Origin of the sequence: Treponema vincentii (genome assembly GCF_018336815.1) — a bacterium.
GTDB lineage: Bacteria > Spirochaetota > Spirochaetia > Treponematales > Treponemataceae > Treponema.
On the sequence record NZ_CP050497.1, the window covers coordinates 2,343,202 to 2,354,852 of the forward strand.

General features: G+C 46.0%; 10 protein-coding genes and 1 pseudogene. 6 read left to right on the plus strand and 5 right to left on the minus strand.

All coding sequences use genetic code 11. The annotated features are described in order from the left end of the window. Positions 1 to 44: 44 nt before the first annotated feature. The 6 genes from phnC to GWP40_RS10650 all read left to right on the plus strand — a co-directional run bounded on the left by phnC (position 45) and on the right by GWP40_RS10650 (position 5,514). On the plus strand, positions 45 to 818 hold the full coding sequence (gene phnC, locus GWP40_RS10625; RefSeq protein WP_212565310.1) for a phosphonate ABC transporter ATP-binding protein: 774 nt from the start codon (positions 45 to 47) through the stop codon (positions 816 to 818). Next, positions 808 to 1,662 carry an ABC transporter permease subunit gene (locus GWP40_RS10630; RefSeq protein WP_212565311.1) on the plus strand — a complete coding sequence of 285 codons (855 nt, stop codon included), beginning with the start codon at positions 808 to 810 and terminating at the stop codon, positions 1,660 to 1,662. The genes phnC and GWP40_RS10630 overlap by 11 nt, the downstream gene beginning before the upstream one ends. Further along, complete coding sequence (locus GWP40_RS10635; RefSeq protein WP_212565312.1) at positions 1,659 to 2,477, plus strand: PhnE/PtxC family ABC transporter permease; 819 nt, start codon at positions 1,659 to 1,661, stop codon at positions 2,475 to 2,477. Before GWP40_RS10630 ends, GWP40_RS10635 begins: the two co-directional genes overlap by 4 nt. Positions 2,478 to 2,651: 174 nt before the next feature. Then, positions 2,652 to 3,833 (plus strand): hypothetical protein, encoded by a 1,182-nt coding sequence (locus tag GWP40_RS10640; protein WP_212565313.1) that lies wholly within the window; start codon positions 2,652 to 2,654, stop codon positions 3,831 to 3,833. A gap of 34 nt (positions 3,834 to 3,867) precedes the next feature. Further along, on the plus strand, positions 3,868 to 4,728 hold the full coding sequence (locus GWP40_RS10645) for an alpha-hydroxy-acid oxidizing protein (protein WP_212565314.1): 861 nt from the start codon (positions 3,868 to 3,870) through the stop codon (positions 4,726 to 4,728). Positions 4,729 to 4,776: 48 nt separating this feature from the next. Further along, complete coding sequence (locus tag GWP40_RS10650) at positions 4,777 to 5,514, plus strand: 16S rRNA pseudouridine(516) synthase (RefSeq protein ID WP_212565315.1); 738 nt, start codon at positions 4,777 to 4,779, stop codon at positions 5,512 to 5,514. A 12-nt stretch (positions 5,515 to 5,526) separates the two neighbouring features. Here GWP40_RS10650 and GWP40_RS10655 read toward each other — a convergent pair. The 5 genes and pseudogenes from GWP40_RS10655 to GWP40_RS10675 form a co-directional block, all read right to left on the minus strand. After that, positions 5,527 to 7,375 (minus strand): annotated as a pseudogene (locus tag GWP40_RS10655) (methyl-accepting chemotaxis protein). A 92-nt stretch (positions 7,376 to 7,467) separates the two neighbouring features. Next, complete coding sequence (locus GWP40_RS10660; protein WP_212565316.1) at positions 7,468 to 7,869, minus strand: DUF6672 family protein; 402 nt, start codon at positions 7,867 to 7,869, stop codon at positions 7,468 to 7,470. After that, the gene (locus GWP40_RS10665; protein WP_212565317.1) at positions 7,869 to 8,996 is read right to left on the minus strand and encodes an ABC transporter permease subunit; all 1,128 of its coding nucleotides are present in this window, start codon (positions 8,994 to 8,996) and stop codon (positions 7,869 to 7,871) included. Before GWP40_RS10665 ends, GWP40_RS10660 begins: the two co-directional genes overlap by 1 nt. A gap of 3 nt (positions 8,997 to 8,999) precedes the next feature. Beyond that, positions 9,000 to 10,040, minus strand: coding sequence for an ABC transporter permease subunit (locus tag GWP40_RS10670; protein WP_212565318.1), 1,041 nt, complete (start codon positions 10,038 to 10,040; stop codon positions 9,000 to 9,002). Continuing rightward, entirely contained in the window at positions 10,041 to 11,621 is a 1,581-nt protein-coding gene (locus GWP40_RS10675; protein WP_212565319.1) for a sugar ABC transporter ATP-binding protein, read from the minus strand. Positions 11,622 to 11,651 lie beyond the last annotated feature (30 nt).

An 11,651-nucleotide genomic window follows, 5' to 3' on the forward strand; every position in this document is an offset into this window, starting at 1 on the left:
AATAAACACAGCGGCTGTTCTACAGCCGCCTGACAAGGTTTGAAGTGTTGATCACCTTTAAAAATGTTTCAAAGCGCTATGCAGGGGACAGACTTGCACTGGATTCTATCAATCTTACGATTGAACAGGGTTCGATGGTTTCCGTTATCGGACCTTCGGGTGCAGGTAAGACAACCTTTATCCGTTGTATCAATCGGCTCATCGACTGTACTGCCGGTACGGTTAAAATCGACGATGAAATACTCCAAAAAATGAACAGCCGCCGATTAAAACAAGTCCGTAGAAAAATCGGCATGATTTTTCAAAACTACAATCTGGTAGAGCGGCTCACTGTTCTTGAGAATACGCTCCACGGCTGCCTCGGCGCTTTACCGCTGTACCGCAGTCTATGCGGACTGTATACGCAGGAAGAGAGAACTCAAGCGCTGGCAATACTTGAAGAACTCGGGCTTTCGGATTACCTTTATCAGCGGTGTGCAGATTTAAGCGGCGGACAAAAACAGCGTACCGGCATTGCGCGGGCATTGATGCAAAATCCGCAAATACTTTTATGCGATGAGCCGGTATCTTCGCTCGATCCGCAAAGTGCACAAGATATCCTTGATTATATCGAAAAAATAGTTAGAACGCGGAATCTTACGTGTATTATGAATCTGCACAATGTTGAATATGCAAAACGATATTCCGACAGAATTATCGGTTTACGCAACGGAAACGTGGTCTTTGACGGAAAACCGGAAGAACTTTCGGAAAAAGCACTGCATACTATTTTTTCTTCCGGATCCCATCCCGAAAAGAAAGACTGCCATGAAATTTGATATTCCAATAGACAGACAAAGCCCTGCATTTGAATCACATCGACGCTGGAAAGCGCCCTCTTCGGGATCTTTCTTCAAGAAAAAAAAATTAAGAACGTTGACTGTTTTTTTCAGTGCTGCCGTGTTATATGTTGTTTCGGCAATTATGACAGGGTTGACGGTATGGAATGCGTTAACCGGCATCCCGCGCGGCCTGTATTGGCTGATAAGGAACTTCTTCCCATCAGCACAATCGCTTTCAGTGCTGCCGCTCATTTTTAAGACTTCGCTGTACACCGCCGTTACCGCAATAACGGCATCAACTATCGCTTTTTGCGTTGCCTGCATAGCGGCAGTTGCCGGTTCTCAAACAACCGGACGGTTCCGTATACTGCGTATTGTCTGTTCCGGAGCCGCATCTTTTTTTAGAAACATCCCACTTCCTGCATGGTCTATTCTATTGCTGTTGTCCTTTAAGCAAAATGCCGTAACAGGCTTTTTAGCTCTTTTCTTTATAACCGCAGGACATTTAACCCGTGCATTTACCGAAATTATCGACTCTCATGCCGAAGAATCGTATACGGCGTTGGAAGCAGCCGGTGTACCGTATATGCCGATTATCATCCACGGCGTATTACCGAATGTTCTCCCGCTCTTTATTTCATGGCTGCTCTACGCGATAGAAACAAATGTCAGAGACTCCGCACTCATTGGAATTTTAACAGGCACGGGAATCGGCTTTCTCTTCAATCTATATTTTAAGAGCTTTCGCTATCCTGAGGCAGGGCTTATCATTTGTGTATTGATGATACTCGTACTCTGCATCGACAGTATTTCCAACACGGTGAGAAGGATATTACTATGAAACCCCATGCTCATATTGACCGATGCCGATCACCGAGAAAAAAACAATGGACGCTCTCTATCGTATTTGCTGTCCTTTTCGGCATTAGTATCTGGGGATGCTTCTTGCTTGCGCAGGAAACAATCGATTGGAAAGATTCATGGCATAATCTGCTCCACTACGGACGCATCCTTTTTTTGCAGCCGAAGCGCTCGGATCATCTTCCGCTCGGCGAACTCGCGTACTCACTCGGTATCAGTTTTGCACTGTCGATTTTAACTACAATCGGCGGCGCTGCTATCGCGTTTTTTTTGGCTCTCGGGGCTGCCCGAAATATTGCCCCTTCAGCCGTTGTAAAAATAATCCGTATTATCACCGCAGTTATCCGCTCAATCCCCACAATTATCTGGGTGTTGGTTTTCTCGGTTACGGTTAATATCGGCACCGATGCCGCCGTTATCGGTATGTGCTTTCACAGCATTGCCTATTTGGTAAAAGTGTTCTCCGAAAGCTTTGAACAGATTAACCGCGATACGATCGATGCTTTGCGGGCGTGCGGAGCGGGATTTTTCGGCATTATTACGCAAGCGGTTATTCCGGTGGCTGCAACGTCCATTATTTCATGGACATTTTTCCGCTTCGAAATCAATTTTATCAATGCCGTCGCAATCGGCGCCGCCGCAGGATCAGGCGGTATCGGGTATTATCTATTCATGGCAGGCAATCTCTATTATGATATACAAGAGGTCGGCGCTATCACATACACTATTTTCGGTACCGTTATTTTGCTGGAGATGCTCTCTCTGCGCCTGCGGAAAGGAATCAAGCAGCACTGAAAAAATACCGACACTGTATAAGGAATCTCTAAAAATTTCAGTTTTTAGAGGTTTTCCTTAAATTTAGTTGCGACGTTTAAAATTAAGTTATTATTGGATAAGACTTAATTTTAAACTCGTCGGGCATTTCTAAAAGCTAACCGAGCTTTTAGAAATGCCCATAGGGAGTCTTAAATGAAAAAAAATATAATGCGTATCTTTGTGTGTTTTTCGATAATATACACTGCCGCAGCCGTAGAGTTTAACGTACCTAAATTTAACTTCGGGATATCGGGAGCCAAACAGCCGGGAAGCTCGTCGCAATTCAGTATAGTCCAAGAATCGTCCATAAACTTCCGTTTGCTGCACGGAGAACGTTTTTATAGCGACCTAAACCTTGCACTCTATGTTCCTGATGTCCTGCGTTTTTTCCATCCGGAGCAACAGTCACGGACACCGGGACAATTTACTTTTATTGATTTTTCTCTGAACTTTCCCAATCTCGGAGGCAAGCCGCTGATTTTATCAATTTTTACCGGAGAGCATCAAAGTCTTACGGGCGAACGCTATAGCTTTGATTTTCTTAAACACGGTATGCGTCCGGTAAAAATGTATGAAAACGATATTGCTGCACTTTTTACCCCACCACGTCCTCGTGAAAGCGTAGGTATCAGTGCTGCAGGACTCATTTTGAACACAGGGTATGTTGGAGGATCTTTCGGCTGGAACGGGCGGATAAAAAAAACCGAGCAAGAATACGGCATATATACGCAGGGAGGTGTTTTCTCCAATGCGGCCATCACCAACACGTACCTTTCCTTTCATATTACCGATAATGCGGCAAAGATATCCGGCGCAGCATCCCTTTCCGTACTCTTCATTCCTCATAACAATGTCGCTATTTTTACACAAGTTGGTTTGCATAAAACGAATTTTAGAAGCGCAACACTCAAACAGGATGTTATCGGAAATATCTATGCGTTTTTTGAACCGCGTATTATGCTTGAACATGTCAATTTTGATTTTACATTTTTTGTTTCTAAGATTCGGGACACTCAATCCGGCAGTCTTTTTCCTGTTACGCCACTGATAAAGCCCTTTACGATCATTCATAATGAGCTATACGGCGGGTTGAATATGTTCTTCGGATTCGGAAATATTGAGTTTGATAAAATGCAGGGAGGTTTCCACAGCTTTGTTGCAATGCCGATAACCCGCCCCGTAAACATACAGTCAATGCTGATAGCGCTGACGCCGTTCTATACATGGAATATCGGCCCCTGCGATCTTGACCTTCGTTGTTCGATTTATCCGCTCCTCTACGCCACTCCTACTTCTATGTTCGAAGCCAAGATTGCACTAAAACGTAATTTATAAATGCATAAAACACTCCCCCTATTGTAGACAAATTATGAGCGGATATAAATGTCATTTTTGTGCCGAATGCGACGGACACGGCTGTATCGATGAACTGCCCGGGATGGGCGGCGTGTTCGAGAGCGCCAATTTTATCAGCAACTGCGCCGCATGGCAGAAGTATTACACCGATACACCGTATAATGATGAGCTACCACCCATTAGATTGGCGCCTATTACCGGCGGAGTCGAAAACGTCGGCTACGAAGATGAAGCTGCATTTTATTTTGATTTAATTGAAGCCTGTGCCGAAGCAGGTTTTTTGCTCAGTATCGGAGACGGTTACCCCGATGCAAAGATACAGGGCGGTCTTGCAGCCCTACAGCGGTATGGAAAAACCGGAGCAGTGTTCATTAAGCCGTATCCTAATCCCCGTATCTTTGAACGGATAGATTGGGTACGCAGCTCTGCCGATATTATAGGGATCGATATTGATTCCTATAACATTGTAACGATGCGCAATCTTGTTCACCTTGAGCAAAAAGACGCTCAGAGCCTAAAAGAGATACAGCGGTATGCACAAAAGCCATTTGCCATCAAAGGAATCTTTTCACCCGAAAATGTCGAGCTGGTACGAGAGCTGCGTCCCGATGTTGCGGTTATTTCCAATCACGGCGGCAGGATAGAAACAAGGCGCGGCAGCACGGCGGATTTTTTAGCCGAGTACGGCAGTACGCTCCATAAGTTTGCAGGCGAGGTATGGGTAGATGGTGGATTGCGGAGCCGTGCGGATATCGCCGCTGCGAAACGGCTCGGTGCGGCACAGGTAATGATCGGGCGTCCCTGCATCACTGCATTATTGAGCAATGGCGCTGAAGGGGTGCGAGCTCTGTACCGCCGCCTGACTGTGGATTAAACAGTAACCCTGTCCGACAACATCGAACAGGTATAATATTTGCAGAATATGCTTGTTAGGATAGATAAAATACTTGCAGCAAACGGGTTGGGCTCGCGGAAAGATATACGGCGGCTTTTACGCAAAGAAGATTTCCGAATCAACGGCATACGGGTAACTGATGCAGGGACGCTGCTTGACCCTGAACACGATATGCTTTTACGGAACGGGGAAAAACTGTATCTCCGTACCTGCTGTTACCTTATGCTCAACAAACCGGCAGGGGTTGTTACTTCTACCGCCGATCCGCTGCACTGCACCGTTATGGAGCTGCTTCCGTCTCCTTTTTCCGCAATGAAGCTTTTTCCCATCGGGCGACTCGACATTGACACCGAAGGACTGCTCATCATTACCGATGACGGAGAACTCACTCATCGGCTTACCGCTCCGAAATCCGCCTGCATCAAAAGCTATTATCTTGAAACGGCAGCCCCTTTCACCGAAGCCGAGTTTAACGTCGCCCAAACGGCTTGCAGTCAAGGATTAGCACTCGGAAAGAGCTTCACCTGCCTTCCCGCAACCTTTGAACGCACGGAAGCACACAACATAAAAACGGAATGGGCTTTTTTGATGCATATCTGCGAAGGAAAATACCATCAAGTAAAAAAAATGATAAAAGCGCTCGGAAACGAAGTAGTCTACCTCAAGCGGATTTCGATGGGCGGCGTTACGCTCGACCGGCAATTAGCTGCCGGTTCTTGTCGTGAGCTTACACCCGATGAAGTCGCAACGCTTAAAAAGATATAACATACCCGTTCCCTAAACCTTAAACTTACCGACTTCCTCAGACAGGCTTTCGATTGCTCCTTTATTTTGCTGCGTAATAGAGTTCACTTCCTGTACGGCATTATTTATCTGAACAACCTCGTGCGCCATTATGTTTATATTGTCGGTAATGGTTTTTGTAAGACTATCAAGCTTTTGCATTTCGCCGGCAACTTGTGTTCCATCTCTGAGCATTTGTTCCGAGCCGTTTTTGACATCTAAAGTTACTGTTTTTATATTTGAGATGGCATTCAAGACTTCACGATTGCCGTTTCCTTGTTCCTCCATCGCTCGCATAAGATTAGCGCTCATAGTTTTTACGTGTTCTGAAAGTTCAAAAATACTGGTAAATTTTTCTTCAACGGTTTTTGATGCTGTAGATAAGCTGCCAATTTCAGAGCCAAGCATTTTCAATGTCATTGTAATATTTTTACCTTGTGCGGAAGATTCTTCCGCTAACTTCCGTATTTCGTCGGCAACCACTGCAAAGCCTTTACCGGCTTCTCCTGCATGGGCAGCTTCGATTGCCGCATTCATTGCAAGAAGATTAGTTTGGCTTGCAATATTTTGAATAACATTACTCGCTTCCATCAATCCGCCCGATTCCTCAGCTATTTTTTCCGTTACGGCGTTGGAATTTACGATTGTTGTTTTTCCATCTGCCGTCGCTGCAGCAAGCCGTTTAATCGCCTCATCGGTTTTTTTCCAGCGTTTGTGTAATCGACGTGATATTCGCCGTCATTTGTTCTATCGACGATGAAGACTGAGCAACACTTTCCGCCTGTATTTCAATACTGGCATTCAGTTGCGTTATTGTGTTGATTATCTCTTCAACAGCTGCGGATGTTTCCGTAACACTTGTAGCCTGCGTAACAGCCTGTTGCGTTATGCCTTCGATGTTGCTATGTATTTGATGAGCCGAATCCGCTGTTTGTGCAGTGTTCACCGAAAGTACCCCGATAGCCTCTTTCATCGCTCTCGTATTATCTTTTACACCGGTAAGTAAAGAGACCGTATTTTTATGGAACAGATTTAATCTCGTTCCTAAAAGTCCGAAAATATCACGCCGTCGCAATTCCAAATAATTCGGAGTAAAATCTCCAAGCGCCAATTTATCGGTAAAAGAAACGATAAGTTCGATTCCGGTATTAATGCCCTTGTAAAGTGTATAGTTGACAAAAAGAGCTCCCAGCAATACCACGATAGATATCGGAATAATCGAATGTGTTACGGTCTCTATAATAGTCATCCCATTATAAAGACTCGCTAAAAATGGAGATATGCAAAGGAAAATGATACCTGCAAAAAGGAAAAAACCGACAAGCATACCGCGCGTCGTGTACGACATAGAAATATGCTTTCTCTCAAGCGGTAAAAAATTTACATATTGTTCAAGCTTCTGAATCCAGATCACATAAAAAAAGAGCGCTACAAAAAACAAGCACCCTGTCGATGTAAAAATTGCCGCAATAAACAGTATTGTCGAATTCACGCCTATCCATAACAGCGATACAACCGGAGTTACAGTCGCTAATACAATCGGGACACCGATACTGAGTTTTGAATATAAACCCAACGCTTTATTCGCCTTATTTACACCGTCTTCTTCCGTCTGCCAGTTGAGGACAATAGCCATAGTCTTTTTATAAAGAACAATTGGGAAAACAATCGTAGCACAGGCGGTCAATAAGGTAGATGGCGCTATTAAAATTTTAAAGAGCGCATCTTGCGGAAGTATTCTTACATACCATGCATATAAAAAAATAAAAATAAAAACACCGGTGTATATTAAAAAATTCAAGACAAAAATAGTTTTCGGCGGTTTTGATACTACAGTAGTCATCGGCAAATCTCCTCTCGTCTATATAAAGAATAATTCGCACCATACTATAATTTATTACTTATCCAGTCAAGAATTTTAAAAGAACCAAGATTCTACTCCTCCGCCGGTTTATACAGCTCAAAGTGACTGACGGCATTCTCGCCTCTCGTAAAAGCCGGAATAGACACCATCACCGCATCTTCAAACAACGGAATGGTGATAGTACCGGTAACATCTTCTTGCCCGTTAAAAAAGCTAACCTTTACATGATGAGTCTGACCCCGCAGCATAATTTTATCGCGGTCGCCCTTAAACATCTCGATCGGTTTTTCTCCATTAAATGAAATAGTACAGCCGTCAATCGCTTTATATGCACCGTTCGGATCGTTGTTGTTGTCTATCAGCACGGTATGAGAGCGGCCGAATAAAAACATAAGCGCCATAATGAGGAAATAAAAAACAACCAAGCCTATTTTAACCAGCCGCTGACCTTTTTTTGAACGTACTCGAATCATTATGCCCTCCCGCTTTCGGCCCGCAGCGCAGCCCGCTGTTTTTCCGCATTCTTTTGATTACGCGCCGCGTGCATAACAAGCGATAACGCAATCGCCGCATAGCCGGAAAACTGTCTAAAGTATTCGCCGATCATCGCAGAATCAAAGAGGTGCTGTCCTGCCATCGGCGTAACAATGTACAAAAAGTGCAGCAAGATAATACCGATAAAGACGTTTCTAATGCTTGCCTTATTTACCGAAGCGCCTCCGACAAGGATTGCCGCGGCGGCAAAGAAACCGGTTTGATCATGCGCGTTATAGGTGCTCATGTTTCCCATATTCTGCAAGAAGATAATCTGTCCGATACAGGCAAGCACTGTCGAAATAACAATCGAAATAATCCGTGTCCGCTCAACCGCAATACCGGAGGCGAGCGAAACCGCTTGATTTTGACCGATTGCCCGCATATCCTGTCCGAGTTTTGTCTTTCTAAACCACACGATAAAAAAACACAGCGCAATGATAATCAGATACGAAAGAATCGGAATTTTAAACCCTGCAATCATAAGCGGAATTGCCGTATCGAGCGTCTGCCGGACGGGCGCCAACTCAAGCGTATTGCGCACTCCGTAGCCGCGGGAAAGCATAATCGCCTTATTGTGCATCGGAATAACCGACCCGAGGATGTACAGCACAAAAAACTGATAAATCCCGTTAAAGAAAAAACCGAGGATGTAGCTGGTAACCATTTCCCGCCCGCGGGCGCGGTTCAGTACCGATCCGGCAACAATCCCAAGCAGGATGGAAAGCGGCATTCCGATACAGGCTGCGAACACCAATCCGTAGATACCGCCGATGCTCCAGTCCATTGCAAAAATAAGGCCGATCTGCCCGGCCATTGCACCGAGCACCATCCCGAAGTTAATACCCATTCCGGCCATAATCGGCAGGATGAGCGCGAACACCAAAAAGGAGTTTCTGCCGATCCGCGTTAAAATTTCGGCGATAATATGGTGCGCCGATAACCCCGACACGGGAATGGCAAGGAACGAAATAACCAAAAATATGATGGATACCAAATTATCCAGAATAAAATCAACCGCGGAAAAATGTTCCCACTTTTTTTTAAGCATATTAGACGATACCATAATCTACCTCGCCGCCTGCGTTTTCCGCGTCAGTGCATATAAGATCATACCGTTTGACAGGACAATACGGATAACCTCCGACATATCGGTTTGCAACACACTGTTAATAACGGAGGGAGTCATTGTTAAAATACCTTGAAACAGAAATGTTCCCAGCATCACATTTAAAATCGACGCCTTATTGACCGAGGCGCCGCCGATCAGAATAGCCGCTACCGCCGGAAACGCCATAAAGAGCGGCGCTTGGTACAACTGAATAAAGCCGAAACTTTGCTGATACAGCAAAATCCCGACGCCGCCGATAACGGTAGACAGCACCGTACTGATAATTCGCGCGCGGTCGATATTTACACCGCTTGCCCGCGCAAATTCGGGATTTGAACCGACCGCAGTCAGTGCCGTTCCCGTCCGTGTCTTCATAAATACCTTCATAATAAAAAAGCAGATAAAGACAAAGAGAATAAGCCCGGTCGGAAACACGAAAGCGCCGATTTTAAACGCCCATAAATTGTTCAGTATTTTCAGCCAGTATCCTTCGAGCGTGATGGTTGTACGTAAACCTTTTCCCGCATAGCCCCACACCATTGTCGGATTGGTGTACGGCAACAGCAGCCACAAAATCGACATGAACATAACCGCAGCAAAGCCGACATACAAAGCGATCGTCATCTCTTCGCCTTTAATCAGATTCAAAAGTTTACCGTAAGCATAGCCGATAACCGCACAGATCAATATCGTAAAAGCCACGGCTGAAAAAAAGCCTGCCCATCCGGTTAGGTTCAGTTCCATTGCGAGCGTTGCACCGAGCAGCCCGCCGATAACGCCGAGCGATAACCCGAAGTTAAGACCGCAGCCGGCTTGTACCATCGGCACCATCGCAAGCACCAAGAGGGCATTCATCCCGAAGCGGTTTATCGTATCCGACAGGGAAGCACCGATGCTGACATTGACAAAAGGAGCCGCAATAAACAGCGACAATAAAAACAAGAAAATGATAATGCGCGGCCATCCGAATGCCGCAAGTTGTTTTTTTAACTGTTCCATCTATTTTACTCCTGCCATATAAAGCGCAAACTCAGCCGGATCTTCGGACGGCTGCAGCACATGAGCAACCTTGCCTTGGAATACGACAGCGATACGGTCGCACGCAGACCGCAGCTCTTCAAGTTCACTGGAAATCATCACAACGGTAACGCCTTTTTCTTTATTTAACGTGCGGATTGCTTCCAACACCAGCGCTTTAGCACCGACATCGATACCCCGCGTCGGCTCCGCAACAAAGAGCAAATCGGGCTCCAGACAAAATGCTTTTGCCAAACACAACTTTTGCTGATTACCGCCGGAAAGCTCCCGCGCCTTTTGCTGGGAACCGGTGCATTTAATTTGCAGCATCTTGATATACTCGTCGGCAAGCGCCTTCATCGCTTTTTCGTCGCGGACGGTGATTAACCCGCCCAGATATTTTTTTAAGTATTTATGCTTGGCCTGCATAGCGGTAAAGGCGATATTCCAGTCAAGACTTTCATCCAGTAAAAGACCGACGCCGCGCCGATCTTCGGAAACAAAGGCAATCCCTTCCGAAAGCACTTTTGAAGTTTTGCTGATGTCAAGCGGCTTGCCTTTAAAGATAACCTCACCGCCCGCACGGAACAGCCCCATAATACCGTTGGGAATACCGATTTTTCCCTGCCCCGCCAAACCGCCGATGCCGAATATCTCGCCCCTTTTAACGGAGAAACTTGCATCATCAACCAGCTCTCCCGGCATATCCACCCACAGGTGTTTTACCTCGAGGATGGTTTCGTCAAACTGCCGCGCCGTCCTTTCGGCAACTTGACCTTCAACCTTTCTTCCCACCATCGCGGCCGCAATCGCCTGCATATCCGTTTTTGCAGTTTCCGTGTCTTGAATTGAAACGCCGTCGCGCAGCACGACAACCCGATCGCAAATTTCCATAACTTCGTGCAAGCGATGGGAAATAAAGATGATTGCGATGCCCTTCTCCGCTAATGCTTTGATGGATTTAAGCAGCACATCCGCCTCCGATTCGGTGAGGACGGCAGTCGGTTCATCCAACACCAAGAGCCGTACATTATCGCGGTCTATTTCGCGGGCAATTTCGGTGAACTGCTTATGTCCGACCGGCATCTCGGAAATGAGCGTCTTTGCACTAATCGAAACCCCGAGTTGGTTAAGCCGCTGCTGCGCCCGCTCGCGCATCGCTTTGCGGTTTAACGTCGTAAGCCGCGGCCCAAAGAGGTCGGAGATAATGCTTTCCTGTTCGAGCTCGCGGTTCAGCATGATATTTTCACCGGAAGAAAAACCCGGAATCAGCGAAAATTCCTGATGCACCATTCCGACGCCCGCACCGAGAGCGTCGAACGGCGTTTTGAACACGACCTCTTTACCCTGCATCCTAATCGTCCCGCCGTATCCGCCCGTTTCGGTGATCACCGGCATACCGAACAGGATGCTCATCAGCGTTGTCTTTCCGGCTCCGTTTTCTCCTACCAGCCCGATCACTTCTCCCGCATGGACATCAAAACTCACACCCTGCAAAACGGGCGTCCCTGAAAATTCCTTCGTAATATGATCGATGGATAAGATAACTTCATCATTATTCATAAATTTCTATCATCCTTATAAACAATAGAG

What these genes read in the sequence shown, in the direction of transcription:
- GWP40_RS10650 (WP_212565315.1), top strand. Translation starts at nt 4,777, where the DNA reads ATGCTTGTTAGGATAGATAAAATACTTGCAGCAAACGGGTTGGGCTCG.
- GWP40_RS10645 (WP_212565314.1), top strand. Translation starts at nt 3,868, where the DNA reads ATGAGCGGATATAAATGTCATTTTTGTGCCGAATGCGACGGACACGGC.
- GWP40_RS10665 (WP_212565317.1), bottom strand. Translation starts at nt 8,996, where the DNA reads ATGGTATCGTCTAATATGCTTAAAAAAAAGTGGGAACATTTTTCCGCG.
- GWP40_RS10660 (WP_212565316.1), bottom strand. Translation starts at nt 7,869, where the DNA reads ATGATTCGAGTACGTTCAAAAAAAGGTCAGCGGCTGGTTAAAATAGGC.
- GWP40_RS10640 (WP_212565313.1), top strand. Translation starts at nt 2,652, where the DNA reads ATGAAAAAAAATATAATGCGTATCTTTGTGTGTTTTTCGATAATATAC.
- GWP40_RS10670 (WP_212565318.1), bottom strand. Translation starts at nt 10,040, where the DNA reads ATGGAACAGTTAAAAAAACAACTTGCGGCATTCGGATGGCCGCGCATT.
- GWP40_RS10630 (WP_212565311.1), top strand. Translation starts at nt 808, where the DNA reads ATGAAATTTGATATTCCAATAGACAGACAAAGCCCTGCATTTGAATCA.
- GWP40_RS10675 (WP_212565319.1), bottom strand. Translation starts at nt 11,621, where the DNA reads ATGAATAATGATGAAGTTATCTTATCCATCGATCATATTACGAAGGAA.
- GWP40_RS10635 (WP_212565312.1), top strand. Translation starts at nt 1,659, where the DNA reads ATGAAACCCCATGCTCATATTGACCGATGCCGATCACCGAGAAAAAAA.